Annotated in this window: 15 protein-coding genes, 1 other RNA gene and 1 pseudogene; 6 read left to right on the forward strand and 11 right to left on the reverse strand. The window is 42.2% G+C overall.

Translation table 11 applies throughout. The features are described 5' to 3' along the window. The first annotated feature begins 43 nt into the window (after positions 1 to 43). Together JMV76_RS13445 and JMV76_RS13450 are read left to right on the forward strand one after the other, a co-directional pair. Positions 44 to 1837 carry a sensor histidine kinase gene (locus JMV76_RS13445; protein ID WP_201503035.1) on the forward strand — a complete coding sequence of 598 codons (1794 nt, stop codon included), beginning with the start codon at positions 44 to 46 and terminating at the stop codon, positions 1835 to 1837. 100 nt (positions 1838 to 1937) lie between these two features. Beyond that, positions 1938 to 3524: a sigma-54-dependent transcriptional regulator gene (locus tag JMV76_RS13450; RefSeq protein ID WP_201503036.1), complete on the forward strand. Its 1587-nt coding sequence runs from the start codon at positions 1938 to 1940 to the stop codon at positions 3522 to 3524. Between the two features lie 75 nt (positions 3525 to 3599). Here the strand turns inward: JMV76_RS13450 and JMV76_RS13455 are convergent, their stop codons facing one another. The 4 genes from JMV76_RS13455 to JMV76_RS13470 all read right to left on the reverse strand — a co-directional run bounded on the left by JMV76_RS13455 (position 3600) and on the right by JMV76_RS13470 (position 8109). Next, positions 3600 to 5102, reverse strand: a complete 1503-nt coding sequence (locus tag JMV76_RS13455) for a S41 family peptidase (protein ID WP_201503037.1) — start codon at positions 5100 to 5102, stop codon at positions 3600 to 3602. A gap of 352 nt (positions 5103 to 5454) precedes the next feature. After that, positions 5455 to 7113 (reverse strand): 2,3-bisphosphoglycerate-independent phosphoglycerate mutase, encoded by a 1659-nt coding sequence (gene gpmI, locus JMV76_RS13460; protein ID WP_201503038.1) that lies wholly within the window; start codon positions 7111 to 7113, stop codon positions 5455 to 5457. Positions 7114 to 7268: 155 nt separating this feature from the next. After that, entirely contained in the window at positions 7269 to 7679 is a 411-nt protein-coding gene (locus JMV76_RS13465) for a transposase (RefSeq protein WP_227690402.1), read from the reverse strand. Between the two features lie 139 nt (positions 7680 to 7818). Next, positions 7819 to 8109 (reverse strand): IS630 transposase-related protein, encoded by a 291-nt coding sequence (locus tag JMV76_RS13470; RefSeq protein WP_201503040.1) that lies wholly within the window; start codon positions 8107 to 8109, stop codon positions 7819 to 7821. A 171-nt stretch (positions 8110 to 8280) separates the two neighbouring features. Between JMV76_RS13470 and ssrS the strand changes: the two genes are divergently transcribed. Next, a non-coding RNA gene (ssrS, locus tag JMV76_RS13475) (6S RNA) lies at positions 8281 to 8476 on the forward strand. Positions 8477 to 8616: 140 nt separating this feature from the next. Here ssrS and JMV76_RS13480 read toward each other — a convergent pair. Beyond that, positions 8617 to 9237, reverse strand: coding sequence for an FxsA family protein (locus JMV76_RS13480; RefSeq protein WP_055123798.1), 621 nt, complete (start codon positions 9235 to 9237; stop codon positions 8617 to 8619). A 259-nt stretch (positions 9238 to 9496) separates the two neighbouring features. On the opposite strand from JMV76_RS13480, the gene ruvC reads away from it, so the two are divergent. Next, entirely contained in the window at positions 9497 to 10081 is a 585-nt protein-coding gene (gene ruvC, locus JMV76_RS13485; protein ID WP_045446965.1) for a crossover junction endodeoxyribonuclease RuvC, read from the forward strand. Between the two features lie 129 nt (positions 10082 to 10210). On the opposite strand, the gene JMV76_RS13490 is transcribed toward ruvC, so the two are convergent. The 6 genes and pseudogenes from JMV76_RS13490 to JMV76_RS13515 form a co-directional block, all read right to left on the reverse strand. Further along, entirely contained in the window at positions 10211 to 11191 is a 981-nt protein-coding gene (locus JMV76_RS13490) for an META domain-containing protein (protein WP_201503041.1), read from the reverse strand. 294 nt (positions 11192 to 11485) lie between these two features. Continuing rightward, positions 11486 to 12148, reverse strand: coding sequence for a glutathione S-transferase family protein (locus tag JMV76_RS13495; RefSeq protein ID WP_045451181.1), 663 nt, complete (start codon positions 12146 to 12148; stop codon positions 11486 to 11488). A gap of 234 nt (positions 12149 to 12382) precedes the next feature. Continuing rightward, the gene (locus JMV76_RS13500; RefSeq protein ID WP_045446971.1) at positions 12383 to 13021 is read right to left on the reverse strand and encodes a peroxiredoxin; all 639 of its coding nucleotides are present in this window, start codon (positions 13019 to 13021) and stop codon (positions 12383 to 12385) included. Between the two features lie 222 nt (positions 13022 to 13243). Then, positions 13244 to 13882 carry a DNA repair protein gene (locus JMV76_RS13505; RefSeq protein ID WP_265090315.1) on the reverse strand — a complete coding sequence of 213 codons (639 nt, stop codon included), beginning with the start codon at positions 13880 to 13882 and terminating at the stop codon, positions 13244 to 13246. Between the two features lie 105 nt (positions 13883 to 13987). Further along, positions 13988 to 14110: pseudogene (locus JMV76_RS13510) on the reverse strand (DNA repair protein); the annotation flags it as partial. Positions 14111 to 14256: 146 nt separating this feature from the next. Then, a complete protein-coding gene (locus JMV76_RS13515) occupies positions 14257 to 15996 on the reverse strand; it encodes a glutamine--tRNA ligase/YqeY domain fusion protein (RefSeq protein WP_201503042.1) in 1740 nt (579 codons plus the stop codon). A gap of 273 nt (positions 15997 to 16269) precedes the next feature. Between JMV76_RS13515 and JMV76_RS13520 the strand changes: the two genes are divergently transcribed. Together JMV76_RS13520 and JMV76_RS13525 are read left to right on the forward strand one after the other, a co-directional pair. Beyond that, entirely contained in the window at positions 16270 to 16785 is a 516-nt protein-coding gene (locus JMV76_RS13520) for a peptidylprolyl isomerase (protein WP_045446977.1), read from the forward strand. Positions 16786 to 16886: 101 nt separating this feature from the next. Further along, positions 16887 to 17681: a UDP-2,3-diacylglucosamine diphosphatase gene (locus tag JMV76_RS13525; protein WP_201503043.1), complete on the forward strand. Its 795-nt coding sequence runs from the start codon at positions 16887 to 16889 to the stop codon at positions 17679 to 17681. Positions 17682 to 17856: the final 175 nt, after the last annotated feature.

Consider the following 17856-nt stretch of genomic DNA (forward strand, 5'->3'; position numbering starts at 1 on the left):
TGAGGACACGCCCTAGCAACTGTTCCCTTATTGCGGTCAATCTATGAAGCCTGCTACTAATATCGTCTCTACTGTTACTCATTATTTGCATCGTGATGACACGCTATCTCCACCTCAATTGCGCAGGTTGGGGCTTATTTATAGCAGTTACCGCTTTGCTGTTAGTCTGTTTTCTCTACTGATGGTATATATCACCGCTCACTCTGACAACAGCCTCTCTCTACCAAGATTTTTACAACAAACAACGCTTAGCTTTTATTTCCTACTGAGTCTTATTTTACTTGGCTTGTTTTATGTCGTTAATCATCAAATGCGGCGGCAGTTAGCTTTTGGTTTAGTATTAGACGTCATTATATTAAGCTTATTACTATATACAGCGGGTGCGCCTGATTTACAGTTGACCATGCTATATATGGTGGTCGTCGCAGCGAGTTTTATGTTGCTACACGGCTCACAAGCCTTAATTATTACCTTACTCGCTATTATTTTTGTCATTTATCAGCAATTCTTTTATGCCATTGCCAATAGCATGAGCTTAGCAAATTTAGGGGACGCATTGCTCATGTCAGCCAGCTTTTTGGCGGTTGGTGGTTTGAGCTGGTCCATCTCACAGCGTTTGGTACAACTTGAGAAAGTAGCAGCGAGTCACGCTAAAGAAGTTGAACGATTAAACGTCATCAACCAAGAAGTCATCACGCAAATGGTCAATGGTGTCATCGTCATCGATAAAAAGCATATCGTTTTAGCAAACCTTGCCGCTCACCAATTACTTAGCCTTTCGCACACCCCTTCCGCATCATTGCACAACACCTCTATTGATACAAAAGATACTCGAAACAATACTCGCAGTGCACTCTTATCTAACTTTCAGCAGCAGCTTGGTCAACAACATACGCAGCTATTTAAAGCCTGTTTGTCAGTAGCGGCAGGCCAATCACGTACCTTTATTTATGATTTGCCTGCAGTCGCAAACGCTTCCATATTCGGTAAACTGCGCGTACAAATTATTCCATTAAAAGATGACAGTAAATTGATAATGTTAGAGGACTTACGCCGCGAGCAAGCCAGTGCCCAACAATTGAAACTGGCTTCTTTAGGGCAATTGACGGCGAGCATCGCCCATGAAATAAGGAATCCTTTGGCAGCGATATCACAAGCCAGCCAATTATTAATGGAAGATGTTATAGAAGCCAATCTAGAAGTCGATACAGCAGATAATACAATAACGGCGACTATCTCAAATGACGATATGGCAGCGAATCATGAGCTTTATCAAATGATATTTTCACAAACAAAACGCGTGAATCGCATTATCGAAGATGTACTAAAATTGTCTCGCCAGCAAACTGCAAACCAGCAGTCGATTATACTGGCAGACTGGATGCCAACATTTTTAGAGAATTACTTTCAAGGACACGATGTTTTTCTACACGTAAAAACACAACCGACCATATCATTCGACACGCATCAACTAGAGCAAGTCTTAATCAATTTAATCAACAATGGCTTGCGCTACAGTAGCTACGCCCACCCTCATGCCTATGTGGAAATCGAGATTTATTGTGCGGATAACGATGTTATAATTGATATCTTGGATGCTGGTCGTGGGGTTAGCACCAAAGACTTAGAACATTTATTCAATCCATTTTTTACGACAGATCAAGCAGGGACAGGCTTAGGACTGTATTTATCACAAGCTTTTTGTGAGGCCAACCAAACTCGTTTGCTTTATATTCCTGAACATGAAAAAACCTGTTTTCGCTTGATAGCACCTGCTATTGGCGCTGATACTCATGTAAATAAAACTGAACATAATGTGAATGCCACTATTTTATAAATATTAACGTTACCAAGTATTAATATTATATGGAATACTTTGCCATTAAGGCCTCTTGGTTTTTACCATTTTATAGCTATTGAATACGATGAGATGATGTATGACAACAACCGCGCTAGTCGTTGATGACGAAGTGGATCTGTGCCGATTGATGCAAATTACTTTGACCAAAATGGGCATTAAAAGTGATGAAGCATATACTCTGTCACAAGCAAGATCATACTGGCAAGACAATGATTACGATTTTTGTCTGACCGATTTAAAGCTGCCTGATGGGTCAGGACTAGAGTTGGTAAAAGAAATTAGCAATAGCTCTAGTACGCCCATTGCCGTGATTACTGCTCACGGCAGTATGGATCTCGCCATTGAAGCATTGAAGCTTGGTGCTTTTGACTTTGTGAATAAACCTCTTGAGTTACCGCGCCTACGTCAACTGGTGGAAAATGCTTTAAAAGTTATTCATCAAGATAATGAAGCAAAAGCCACAGCCGAATGCTCACCTGAACAAAAACTGCTGGACAGTAGGCTCATTGGTGATTCTGCGGTGATGCACCCACTGAAAAATACTATTTTAAAATTGGCACGCTCACAAGCACCTGTATTTTTGTCAGGCGCTTCGGGTACTGGTAAAGAAGTGGTTGCCCGATTGATTCATGATTTAAGCCCACGCCGTGATGGTAGCTTTGTACCAGTAAACTGTGGGGCGATACCATCAGAGCTGATGGAATCAGAGTTTTTTGGTCATAAAAAAGAAAAAACGGTGAGAGCCATTGGTGATACCAAAGAGGTTCCCGTAGATATTCGTATCTTGTCCGCCACCCACAAAAATTTAAACCAATTGGTGCAAGACGGTGCGTTTCGACAAGATTTGTACTACCGTATCAATGTGATTGAGTTAAAACTGCCGACGCTCAATGCACGTCGTGATGATATCCCTGTATTAGCCAAGCACTTTTTAGCATTAATTGCTGATGAATGGCAGCTAGAGAATCCACCCATACTCACTGTTGAGGCATGCGAGCGTTTGCAAGATCATAACTTTGCGGGCAATGTTCGTGAACTACGTAACGTCCTTGAACGTGCAGTAACCCTAGCAGAGACACCGCACATTGACATCAGCCACTTGGGTTTGCCTGATATTGATATAACCCATCACCGCGCAGTCTCTCAAGATCAGAAAAGTGAGCCAGCGGTTGTCAATAATACTCAACATTCTGAGCGTCAAACAAGCAACCAAATGGTCGCTCAATCGATAGAAAATAGAGAAAAAGTCATTCAATCTATGGATGAGACAATAGCGCCACAGGTCAAGCAAGTGACGACCAACTTGCATCCTTATCGTACTAACGCTCAGCACTATCCTTCTATGATACAGCGTTCAGAAAGCCATCATGCAGAAAGCCCAAACCATACGGCCCGTCATAATCATGAAGAATCTGTCACCCATCGATCTATTCTGCAAGGAAGTGATGAAAAAGCAATTCTAAGCAAATTAGAGGATGGTCAGTTACCCTCTCAAGGGTTAGAACACTACCTACAAGAACAAGAAAAACAGTTGATTATTACCGCGCTAAAACAAACGGCTTGGAATAAAACGCAAGCAGCTGAGCTACTAGGCACCACTTTTCGCTCTTTACGCTATCGCATGAAAAAACTAGAGATAGCTGAGGATCAATTCGAGCCATAGCATTCGCCATTTTTGAATAATGACAAATGATATTTTAACGTTGATATATTGCGATAGCCTGTCTTTAAGCGAGCCTTACTGAACCCTATCGCCTGCCACCGCTTGATCGACTTTGGCAGGTTTTCGGACAAAACGAATACCCGAATCAAGTGCTTTTGTTTTTAGTAAAGCAAGCGCTTGCTGCTCCCATGTACTTTCACTTCCTGACAAGGTCATATCAGGCTCTACCCCGATTCCATCGATCTTATTGCCTGACGCTGTCATATAGTTAGCGACGGTTAGTTTGACAGCCTGCTCATCATTCAGTGGGATGACCGCCTGTACAGACCCTTTACCATAGCTGACTTCACCAACGATTGAGGCACGTTTTTGTGCTTGTAAGCTGCTAGCAAGCACCTCTGCCGCTGACGCCGAATAGCGATTTTGCAACACCACCACTGGCAATGATTCAAGTATCGCCAGACCTTGAGTGGATAGCGTACGCGTGTCACTTTGACGACCCTTTACTTGTACCACATCAGTGTCGCTCATAAACAAACTGGCCACGCTCACCGCCGACGTTAGCACCCCGCCTGGATTATCACGCATATCTAGCAAGATACCTGTGATAGGTGCGTCTAGATCTATCAAGCCTTCCAATAGTTTTTCACGGCTATTATTTTGAAAGGCAGGTAACTTGATAACAGCGATACCGTCAATGAGACTTGCCTCGACCGTTTGAGGGTGGCTGTTATTACGCTGCAAGGTCGTGGTATGTTTGCGGCGACCAGCTTTTGAGGTGATAACATCTACTTGCGTACCCGCAATCCCTGTCAAAAGCTGCTCGATATCGTTACTTTCTTTATCTTCATCAAGTTTGAAATCACCGACTTGATGTAAATAATCGCCAACCGCAATGCCCTTTTTATCTGCAGGCGATGCATCAATAACCTCTGTAATCACCCAATAGCCATCTGTAGGCTGATAATTGACTTTAATACCAACATCACCCACATCACCTTCGGTAAAGGCACGCAGGTTTTCATAAGCCTCAGCATCTAAAAATTCAGCATGACTATCTAGCTTAGTCAACATACCACTCAACGCATTATTGAACAGCTCTTCATCGTTGACCGCATCTACATATTCACGGCGTACCAAATCCACTACCGCAACAAACGTCTTGAGCGTTTCTGGAGAAATGGCATTCAATGATACTTGCGCAACCTCAGGTGGAATACTGACATCGATCTCATTCGTGTCATCAGTCAAGGCACTCTCATCTGCGACACTGTCTATCGAATCGTCAACTTGGTCGGCCGACTCAAGCATATCAGCGACATCTGATAAATTATTAGTGTCATCTTCTGTGGCTATCTCATCGGCATTTAAGCTAATCAGTTGTAGACTGGCGGTGGGATTATTGATGGTCGCATTAGCTGGTGACCTCGCTGCTTGTGCGTACATACTAGCAGTGCTGAGCCCAAGCAGACCTATCATCAATGCAGGTTTAAAAATAGTCGGCGCAGTGAATACCTTCATTGCTTGTTTGCCCAATCGCTTCGTCACTGGTAAGCGCATAAAATAAATAGAACGCATAAGAGAACTCGTTTAATAATAGAATTATTTTTATAGATATATAGATGAATATTTATCTCATAAGATAGCATCAAGAGCCAGTCTAAGACTAGGAGAGTATTGCAAGTAACATTCACGATAACTGATATGATTTCATCAAATGATGAGTAGCGGTGTCAAGTTTGTTTAGCAGGCGAAATATCATACTTGCCCTTATTTTTCTCACTACCCAAACATTTAAAGATAAATAAAGTCAGCCAAATATCTCTTAAAAAACAGATCAAAAAAAGGAGAGACAATAAATATCTCTCCCCTTTCTATTACTTCTAACAATGCTAGTAAGTTGTCAATATAATCGTATTAAATGCCTGACTTACAACGCTGGAACCAGTAAGCTTTCGCCCGTCATTTCAGCAGGCCGCTCAATATCCATCAGCGCCAAAATAGTCGGTGCGACATCGCTCAACTTACCACGACTACGTACTTGTAGCTTTTTCTCACCCACATAAATGAGTGGCACATGTTCAGTGGTATGTTGAGTATGTACTTGACCGCTTTCGTAATCTTGCATCTGCTCACAGTTGCCATGATCTGCTGTGATAAGCATATCACCGCCAGCAGCGCGTACCGCTGACTCAATACGGCCAACACAGACATCTAGCGCCTCTACTGCTTTTACAGCCGCATCAAAAATCCCTGTATGCCCGACCATATCACCATTGGCATAGTTGACAATTAACACGTCATATTTGCCTGATTCAATGGCAGCCACTAATTTATCGGTCACTTCAGGCGCACTCATCTCTGGTTTCAGATCATAAGTCGCCACATCTGGAGAGGGTACGAGAATACGTGTTTCACCCTCATACTCTTCTTCACGACCACCGCTAAAGAAAAACGTCACATGCGCGTATTTTTCAGTTTCAGCGATACGCAGCTGAGTTTTACCATTGTCTTGCAAATACTCGCCAAGTGTATTGGTCAACGACGTGGGATAATAAGCAACGCTAGTTTTGGGATTGTCTGCTAAAACGTCAGAATATTTGGTCAGCATCACAAACGCCGCAAGTTTTGGCTGCTTATTGCGGGCAAACCCTGAAAACTCATGATCTGGCAAGACAAAAGCTTGCGCCAGCTCACGGGCACGGTCAGCACGGAAGTTCATAAAGATAAGCGCGTCATTGTCATCAACGGTATATGGCACTTCATCACGGCCAATCACTACGGTCGGGTTAATAAATTCATCGGTTTCGCGTGCCTTATAAGCAGCTTGTACTGCGCCATCTGCACGCGTAGACAGACGATCGGCTTTACCTTCAGTGATAAGCTCATAGGCTTTTTGCACACGATCCCAGCGATTGTCACGATCCATTGCATAATAGCGCCCAATGATACTGGCAATCTGTACGCGGCCGCCTTCATAATGAGCATTAAGCTTATTGATATGATCCCGCAGACGATTAATATACTTATCCGCCGATTTAGGTGGGGTGTCGCGTCCATCCAAGAAGCAATGAACAAAGACATTTTTGGCGCCGTGCACTAACGCCGAGTGGCACATTGCTTCGATGTGATCTTGATGCGAATGTACACCACCATCTGACAGCAAACCCATGATATGGACGTTACCACCCAACTCGTTCGCGGCTTTAACCGCCTTGACTAAGGCTTCGTTTTTATAAAATTCACGATTGGCTACTTCACTTGAGATACGAGTCGAATCTTGATACAGAACGCGACCCGCACCTAAGTTCATGTGCCCAACTTCTGAATTGCCAAACTGCCCATCTGGCAAACCAACATCTTCTCCAGAAGCAGAGATCAATCCATGCGGATATTGCTGATAAATCCTATCCAAATTTGGCATACTGGCGGCAGCAATCGCATTATCCTTATCGTCTTCACGATGCCCAAAACCATCTAATATCATTAAGACATGCGGCACTTTTTTATTTTGATCGCCATCCTGCTTACTATTGAGCTGAGCCTGATTATCATCGATAAATGCTGATTGTTGCTGGGTATTGGTCATGGATTACCGCTCCTCAAGTGAATGAACACCTATAATGCTATATTAGGATGTTTAAAGCCCTCTATATTAACACACATCTTAAAATAGCTGAAAAATCGTCATTTTACGCCCACTCTTAAGCGTCTAAAGCATACTTATTTAAAGCACATCTATAGTTAAGTCGTTATAAAATCGATACAGCCTATATCATGAAATAGTTTAGGCAGATTATTCTCCATCCAACCTTGGCGTAAAAACTTTGCTTGTGCCCACTTCTTTTCAATGGGGTTGAGATCAGGACTGTAGGGTGGCAGCCATAGAATGCGATGGCCATGCCTGTTCAGTAATCTCTGAATACGCTTATTTTTATGAAACCGAGCATTATCCATGACAATCACGCATTTAGTCTTGAGACTTGGAATAAGCGTGAACTTGCACCAGTCATAAAATATATGGCTGTTGATATTCTGTTCAAAGTAATCAAGCGCAAACAGTACTTTCTCATAGAGAGCACCGATGACGTTGGTACGTTTTTGCTTGCCAGTTGTAGCTATCAATACAAGGGGTTCCAATCGGTGCATAGCCATAAGGTCTGATAGTTTCAGCCTCAAAGCCACTTTCATCCATATATACTATGGGATAACCTTGCTGCATAAAGCTACTAAGCCTACTCTGATACTGAGCTCTCTTTATCAGACATGCTTTTGGATGCTCCAGTGTCTTTTTTTAACTGATGCCAAGACGCTTTAGAGCATTGAAGATGCCCGTTTTACTACAATTTAATCGACGAGCTCTTTCGTAGTTATAATCATCAGGGAATCTTCTTACGTCTTCAATCAATGCGTCATCAGGTATTTTAGTCGGTGCTTTGTTTCTGGTTGTTTTAGGGGCTAAATTCTGCTGCCAGCTGTGAATGGTGCTGGTGCTAAGTCCATAAAACAGGGAAGCTTCACGTATGGTCATACCATTAGCGATGCTAGAAAGTACCTGCTTGCGATAGTCTATTGAATAAGTCATCGTTTATTTCATTAAATGCAATTGTTAATAGGATTGTATCGGTTTTATTTGGATTAGACTATATCAGTAGAAAAGGCGGTTAAAACTTAATAGCAATAATGCCACTCTCTAAATCTACGTATCAATCTGTAAATCATACTTGCAATCATTCAAATCATTCGTTAAGATAATTATATTCTGAAGTGTTGGCTAGTAGATGTTTATTCCCTGAGCCGATAATGCTTTACCAGGATGTGGTACCTATTGCTTCATTGTGTATGCCTGCACCGCTTGCGGTGTATCAGGAAACCTGCAGAGGCAGTGACGCATCCGCCCTGAACTTCACGGTTCATGGGTCACCATCTTACAGCGGCACTTCGGTTGTTCTATTCGGTTAATTATTATTCTAATAATATTTGGTAGGTTTACTTATAATCTACCATTTCATAAAGACTTAGTAATAACCATTAAAAACCCCCTTTTATCATTGATAAAAGGGGGTTTTTCTATGCTTGCCGATTAATTCTACTATTCATCATTGGCAGATTTGGTGATTTTTTTCACATCCTTGGGAATGGTTTTTGCTGTCCCATCAATCGTTGTATGCTGTTTAAACCCATCGCCAAACGGGTTTTGTTGTTGACCAAATGGGTTCTGATTATTCATACCACCTGCGCCGCCGAATGGGTTTTGACCGCCCATGCCACCAAACGGATTTTGTCCGCCGCCCATCTGTCCACCCATTTGCTTGGCCATCATTTCCATCATTTTTTGCTGATTATTCATGACATAATTATTAGCAAAGTCTTTGAGCTTCTTTTGCACGGGTGGCAATATCACCAATAATGCGAGCAAATCGCTCAGCACACCTGGAATGAGTAGCAGAATACCAGCCGCTGCCATGGCCACACTTTTCATCATGGTTGATTCTTGCGGACGCATCGATGGGTTCATCATGCCACCTGCTTTCATTTGCTGCGCCATTGGATTGAGGGCAGCCATCCCTTTACGCAAGAGGGAGATACCGATGACTGCGGCGATAATAAACCACATAAATACCCACCAACCACTCATAAACTGAGCAAGCAAATACCAAAGTAGCATTTCGATAATAAACCAAACAATGGCAATACCAACTATCTGACCCATAAAGTGTCGTCCTATAAGATAAAATCTAAAAAATTAAGCGCCATGAAAATTAAAATGGCTAACATATGATGTATATGGGGATTGATTGCTATACTATCAAACTTAAGGCTGATTTTTAAGCCATATAGTCGGTACAATATAATTTGGATACAAGGAAGATGAGTAAAAGTACTACGAGTAGTAGGCTGAGCGAGTCTGACACCGTATCTGATTTATATAGGATTGAATATAAAATAAAATGTAAGCAAGATGGGATATTATGGCAATTATTATCGGGATTGATCCTGGTTCGCGCATGACCGGTTATGGCATCGTGCAACAAACAGGCGACAAACTCACCTATATCGATGCAGGTACCATACGTACCGACACCAAAGAGATGCCTGAACGTCTAAAGCGGATTTTTAATGGCTTAACGCGCATCACACAGCATCATTTGAAATATGCTGATGAGCCTATCTATACTGCCATTGAGCAAGTATTTATGGCAGAAAACCCTGACTCAGCGTTGAAACTTGGGCAAGCGCGAGGTGCTGCTATTGCCGCTATGGTTGCTCTGGATTTAGAAGTGTCAGAATATACTGCACGCCAGATTAAGCAAGCCGTTTGCGGTTATGGTGCAGCGGCAAAAGAGCAAGTGCAAGAGATGGTCTGCCGCATACTATCTTTGGATGTCGTGCCACAGCAAGATGCCGCCGATGGTCTTGCCTGCGCCATCTGTCATGCGCATTCAAGCCATTCCATGAATAAATTAATATTAAACAGCGCCATGCGTGGGCGCGGTGCATCTAAGAAAAAAGGTCGCTGGCGTTTGACAGAAGAAGATTTAGGCAATTTGCGTTAAGAACGCTTATAACACAAGCATAAAAAACACGCGTCTAAATAGCGCGTGTTTTTCGAACTGTCTAAGTTATTTACACTTTCACTTTACTATAAAATCGCTTTACTCTAAAAATGCAACGGCTTAAACCGACTACTCTGCGACGGCACTTTCAATCACTGCATCCAACACATAAGCATATTCTTCGCCTTCTATACTATTGCTATCGTCACTGTCTAATGGGTAACGCTGTAGACGTAATACTTCATCGTGCATGCCATCATGCTGATAGCCATCGATTTCACCCGTAAAGACTGCCCACTTGCCTTCGCTCATTTTAATACCTTGGTCATCATAGGTAATGGGTTTCACTTGTAGACACATCTCTAAGCCATTATCGGTGCTAGGTATCATTTTCGAGCTTACTGCCCAGAATACGGTCTCACCTTTACTATTATACTTGGCTTGTGAGGTAAGCCTGCCTTCCCAAATCAACGTTGCTCCATCACTGGTGACTTGGGTTAATATTGGCTTATCACTCCTGAGACTATCATCCTGAGAGTTGTTGTCTTTAGCGTCGCCATCTTTGGCACTGTTAGCTCTCACTAATGTTAACTGGCTTTCACCTTGCATCAGCTGACTTAAACTATTTTCAGCCTTATCAAGCTCGCCACAAGACATTTTCGTACTCATACCCTCTTCAACAGTCAAAGTATGACCTTGCAATTGGTAGCCGGCGCTCATGGTATTACAACCAACGCTATAACTTAACGTATTCTCACCTTGGTATTGATTAAAAGACAAACGCACTTGGTCTTTAATATCCGTCAGCATATTTAATGGCTGTGCGCCTTTGTCCATTACAGACAGCAATGTCCAACGATAACGTGAAAGATTGGCAATCATTTTCTCTTCATCGCTCATGTTATCCATCTGAGTATCATCCGTTACTGCATCGGCATTCATATCTATGCCATCATCATTTATTGCATCAGCGCTTTTCTGAGTGCCTTCTTGTACCTCACTTTCATTGGGCAAAGAGGCATCTTGGCAAGCACTTAATGCCAAGCTTAGTGCCAACAAACTTGGTAGTAAAGTGAATCGAATTGGCCATTTTTTAACAGATGAGGTCATAGCAGTCATACCTTGTGGTTATCCCTTTTTTAAGTCAAAGTATTTAAAAAATCAAGTTAAATATTTAACAATAAGGGGCTGATGATATCCACTTTAATAAAGCGTCACATTTCACCACTATAGCGCCGTTGATTACCATGGTTGTAACAAAGTGTTTATTTTTATGGATTCATCGTAACTGCTATTTTAATATTTAAAGGTACCATAAAAAATCAATGGTCTCAGATAATTGGAAATTTCATCAATTATTCAAGACCATCAATGATGTCACATTTTTAATTTTTCGCGCTAGGCTTACTCGTTTGTATGAGCAATTTTGGCTTTTGCCATATTTTTAATACTAAAACGCTCATTCATCATTTGATAAAAACGCGCAAGATTTTCGCCCTGCTCGTTCGGATTTACGTTAAGGACTTTACCAAAATCCAAACCGAGATATAGGACGATATCAGCAAAGCTTAATTGTTCACCGACCAAATACTCACGACCTTCTAAAATATTTTCAAAATAAGCAAGAGCTTTAACAGCTCGTGCAACAGATGGCGCGACAAACTCTGGGACTTGCTCAACGCGTTGGGCTTTGGACGGATGGCTGTGCTGAAAAGCCAGCATAAAGTTATACAATACCTCAAACTCAGCAATGCGGCGCATAGCGCACACTTGCGCACGTTGTATCACATCATTACCCATCACCGAACGCTCACCATAGACACGGTCGAGATACTCACATACAGCCTGCGAATCATTGAGTACCGTGCCATCCCCTAGTATGAGAACTGGCACGGTCTGCATTGGATTTATTTTGGTGAACTCGTCTGACGTTTGCTCATTGGCAGCAAAATCAATATCAATCACGTCCACATCATCCATATCATCGACATCGATGCCTTTTGATGCTAACAAAATAAGGGCTTTACGTGGATTGGGCGCGGTACGGGTGACGTATAGTTTTTTCATGGCAAATTCCTTGTAAGATTAGACAAAAGCGACTCAACGCTATCTGGTTTTATTATGGTTGTTACGCTGTTGATGATAGATAAAGACTTACCATCCTTTATACAACAGTTATATCCTACTCTGCTCATCATAGCAAAGCCTTATTAGGCTTGCTTTTTTGATCAGAGACTCAACAACAAAAAGCCCCACAACGTTACGTCATGAGGCTTCATTGCATTCATCCAATCATACTACTTATTTATTGGGTGCAGGCGTAGTACGTAAATAAGGCTTAATTTCTGTATAACCTTTAGGGTATTTAGCCGCGATATCTTCGTTTTTGACACTTGGTGGAATGATGACATCATCACCGTCTTTCCAGTCAACTGGCGTCGCAATATTATATTCATCAGACAGTTGCAGAGCATCAATGACACGGATAATCTCGTCAAAATTACGACCACAGCTCGCAGGATAAGTCAGCGTTAAGCGGATTTTTTTATTTGGATCAATAATGAAGACACTGCGTACCGTATGCGTGCTATCTGCATTTGGATGCATCATGTCATATAGCTCAGCGACTTCTTTGTTCGGATCAGCAATGATTGGAAAATTTAACTCAGTACCTTGAGTCTCACCAATATCTTTTGCCCACGCATGATGGTCATCGATACCATCAACAGAGATACAGATTGGCTTGACACCACGCTTTTGAAATTCGCCATTCAGTGCCGCAGCACGGCCAAGCTCAGTAGTACATACTGGCGTAAAATCAGCTGGATGGGAGAAAAAAACGACCCAATTATCGCCTGCCCACTCGTGGAAATTGATATTACCTTCTGTGGTTGCAGCGTCAAAATTCGGTGCGGTATCGCCTAAACGTAAATGTGCCATGCTTAATTCCTTAGCTATGTTAGTGATGAGCACTAATATCCAAAGATATTCGCGTGCTCTATTATTATCAATGTGCCCTGTCAGATATTACACAATAACTCAAAGCACGTCAGCAAAAATTCTATTTTATCTTAGCAAACTGGTTATAACTGTCTTGTGAAGGATTGTAATGCGGTTATTCTGTTTATTACTAGGTAACTTAGCATACACTTAGCGAATGAATCAAATTACCATTCCAGAATCCCATAAACAAAAATCACCGAATTTACCTTTTTTACTGGTACCGCCTGCTGCACGCCCAGCATCTGTTAATGTGAGCTCACCTTCTTGCTCTTGTAAATATCCCGCTGCAAGCAACTTATCATTTAACTCTTGTGTCTTAAAACCCAACTCTTTGGCAAGCTTCGCCGCCGTTAATTTAGAGTAATTAGGCGTTGCCGCTTCTGTAGCAGTAGGTGTGACCGTTGTATTAGCATTATTGCTGGACATTGTATGACTGGCAGTAGCAGTATTATCAGCCCTACCATCAGATTCGGTCACTTTTTCAAGCGACATGCGCACTTCATCGCTGATACGAATAATGCGCTGTGCCTCCTCATAAGTATCGGCATATAGTTTGGCATCTTCATTACGATAAATCAGCACGCCCATTTCATTATTATTGACTTGGCTAAATTCATACAGGTTCAAACTGGTAATAATGCATTCGTTTTCATTGAGGTAGCACTTCGCATGCAAATTTTTGCAAAAACTGGTACGAATAAAGGTCAGGTTTTTAAGCCAGTTTATTTCTTCTGGGTGCAAATCATTCTTGCCATAGACAATGCGAATATCGATTTTTAGACGATTACGGTCTTCCAATATAGTCGATTCAATTTAAAAATAGTACAAGGCAACCGAGCGTAGATGTATATTTAATACTTCAAGCGAGGTTAATGCAGTAATACTTTTATAGTGGAATGACTATAGCTTTTTAATACGCTCATTCAGCTTTAGATAGGGACTGATGATAATCAACCTATCAGACGCATTTTTAATCAATTCTTCTAAATGGTAAGTCGTGCCACTGCTGTTTAAAAATTTTGCCATTATTATTTCCTCAAATCTTACGATCAATCACTTTATAATCATGCACAAAAAAGCCCATCCCTAGCGTACTAGAAATGGGCAAGCTTGCAAACTACTATTGTTCAGTAGTTTTTCAAATAAGCGCTAATGCCGCTAATAGTGATAAATTAAGCTGGCTTATAGCTGTCACGCAAGCTGACGATTTGGTTAAAGACTGGTTTGTCAGTGTTATGGTCTTCGCTATCAGAGATAAAGTAACCTTCACGCTCGAACTGGAAGCGTGTGCCAGCGTCCGCATTCACCAATGACGGTTCAACCACGGCATTGAGTTCAGTCAACGAGTTAGGATTTAATGCTTGATGGACGTCAGCGACGCCACTTGGGTCTTCGACACTAAATAACTGCTCATACATGCGCACCGTTGCTGGGATGCCTTGGCTAGCTGATACCCAATGAATCACGCCCTTAACCTTACGGCCTTCAGGATTTTGACCCAATGTCGTCGGATCAATCGTCGCTTTTAGTTCGACCACATTGCCCGCTTCATCCGTAATGTGCTCAGTTACTGCCAATACATAGGTATTACGCAAGCGGATTTCTGGCTTTTCTGGCGATAGACGCTTATACCCTGCTGGCGGCTCAATCTCATAATCGCCTTGGTCGATATAAAGGGTTTCGGTAAACGGAATTTCACGCTCGCCCATATCGACATTAGGATGATTTGGCTGCGTCAGCCATAAGGTTTGCGAAGCATCATCAAAGCGAGCATTGACGCTGTCCGCTTTTTGCGACTCCCAACTACTGACCGCTTCGGCAAAGTTGGTAATGGTCACTTTTAATGGCTTAAGTACCGCCATACCACGACCTGTGGTCGTCTCTAATGATTGACGAATACTAAATTCTAATAAGCGAAAGTCAACGACGCTGTCTACTTTTGTTACACCAACACGCTCACAGAAATCACGTAAACCCTCTGGTGTATAACCACGGCGACGCATGCCAGCGATCGTCGGCATACGCGGATCATCCCAACCACTAACGATATTTTCGTCAACCAACTGTTTAAGCTTACGCTTGCTGGTCAAGGTATGATCGACATTTAAGCGGCTAAATTCATACTGGTGCGGTGGTACATCAAAGCCAATTTTGTCAATGACCCAATCATAAAATGGACGATGATCTTCAAACTCCAGCGTACACAATGAATGGGTAATGCCTTCGAGTGCATCAGAGAGCGGATGGGCAAAATCATACATCGGATAGATACACCATTTATCACCCGTTTGGTGATGCGCTTGATGCATGACGCGATAGATGACAGGGTCACGCATATTCATGTTTGGGCTTGCCATATCAATTTTGGCGCGCAACACCGCTTTACCTTCTGCAAACTTACCTTCTTTCATGTCATTAAAGAGGGTCAAGTTTTCTTCAACACTGGCAGAACGATGTGGTGACGCCGTGCCTGCCTCATTGAATGAGCCTCGGTTTTCTTTAATTTGCTCAGGCGATTGCAAATCTACATAAGCGTCGCCTTGTTTGATAAGCTGAATCGCCCAAGCATGAAGTTGGTCAAAGTAGCCTGACGCATGGTGCGCCTCTCCTGCCCACTCAAATCCAAGCCATTTCACATCATTTTCGATATTGTCGATGAAGTCTTGCTTTTCTGCGGTTGGGTTGGTGTCATCAAAACGCAGGTTACAAACACCACCAAACTCTTCGGCCACGCCAAAGTTTAGACAGATAGATTTTACGTGCCCCAAGTGCAAGTAACCGTTTGGCTCTGGCGGAAAACGCGTCACGATTTGTGGGTATTTTTGCGCCTTGACATCGTCACGAATGATATTGCGAATAAAATCATTTTTTTGTTCGTCTTTTTGTGCATTGTTGCTTGAGTGCTCACTCATCGGGCATTGCTCCTAACGCAAATTGTCAGTTCATGCTACGTGCCATCACGTAGCATGGAAAATTCAAACCAAATCATTAAAAACAAGTTATTAAAAATGATAATAAAAAGCTAAAGTTGCGTTATTCTATCAGCTTTTGCGAACGCATTAACAGCCTGATACATGACACGAGATAAAAAAGCCGTTAGACTAGCCATAACTTTTTAATCACCAACTTTTTAGCCACCACTTAACAGCGTCATTTTAGGCGCTGCAATCAAAGAGGAATATCACATGGTAGACATGCCACCAGTAGTAGAACTAGACACCAATATGGGTGCGATCGTTATCGAACTCAATGAAGAAAAAGCACCAAAAACCGTTGAGAACTTTTTAAACTATGTAAAATCTGGTCATTATGACGGTACGATTTTCCATCGCATCATTGACGGCTTTATGATTCAAGGCGGCGGAATGGACGCTGAAATGAATGAAAAAGCGACCAATGCCCCAGTTGAAAACGAAGCAGACAACGGTCTAAAAAACGACGCTGGTACGATTGCAATGGCACGTACGCAAGATCCGCATTCAGCAACTAGCCAGTTTTTCGTTAACGTAAAAGACAACGATTTCCTAAATCATTCTGGCAAAAACATGCAAGGTTGGGGCTACACCGTATTTGGAAAAGTAACAAGCGGTATGGACGTGATTGAAAAAATGCGCGGCGTACCTACTGGTCGTTTCGGCATGCATGCTGATGTACCAAAAGAGCCAGTGGTTATCAACTCAGCGACTATTATTACTAAATAACTGTCTCTCAGTAATCATTCTTCAATAGTTATTACTCAGTAGCGATGAGTCTGTAAAAGCTTATGAGTCGTTGCTGTTTAAAATTACGAGGATAAGGATAAATGCAAAGTTTTGACCACCTAATTACCACCCGCCCTCATGAGGTGCGGCAAGTATTGATTAGCGATTTGCATTTATCGCCTGAAGAGCCTGCCTTAGTGCAGGCTTTTTTGGCGCTGCTTGATGATTGCCTTGCTCTGCCTGCGCTCAAACGCTTGTTTATCTTAGGTGATTGGTTTGAAGTCTGGCTCGGTGATGATTTTTATTTGTCTTTATCCGACGAGGAACGACAAAGTCATTGGCTCACCCCACTTATCGTTAAGTTAAAAAAGCTACGGGTAGCTGGCTGTGAGATTTTGGTCATGCATGGCAACCGTGATTTTTTGTTAGGTCAGCCATTCTGCAGTCTATTTGGTGGCGAGCTTATTTATGAGCCGTATACTTTAACTGTCGGTCAGCAAAATTATCGTCTAGAGCACGGTGATGCCTTGTGTACTGATGATAAAAAGTATCAGTTTTTTCGCAAAATCATGCGTAATCGTTTGACTCAGTGGTATTTGCTCAATAAATCGTTAGAGAAACGCTTGGCAATCGCCGATAAAATGCGCCAAAAAAGCCAGCAGAATAATGCCAATAAAGCGGCGCATATCATGGATGTCAATGAAGATGCTGTGATACAAGCAGTGGCTGGTAGTGATGCTATACTACATGGTCATACCCATCGTCCAGCTATTCATCACGCGACTCATGATAAAAAACGCTACGTGCTCGGCGACTGGAGATTATTAGATAAAGATATTCGCCAGCCAAAAGTAAGTGCGGTGATTGGCGCAGTCAGGCGACGAGCACTCAGATGACAGTTTTAATAGTAATGCTGCTGAATTTAGATTGATTGAATTTAAATCGCTCATTTAATGTCATTTTTTTTGAGCGCCTCTGAACAATAAAAAAGGTCTGTTGAATTATCAACAGACCTTTTTTATATAAATGACACTGCATGATTGACGCGCATCTAAGTGTCAAACTATTGAT

Origin of the sequence: Psychrobacter cibarius, from assembly GCF_904845955.1 — a bacterium.
Classification (GTDB): domain Bacteria; phylum Pseudomonadota; class Gammaproteobacteria; order Pseudomonadales; family Moraxellaceae; genus Psychrobacter; species Psychrobacter cibarius_B.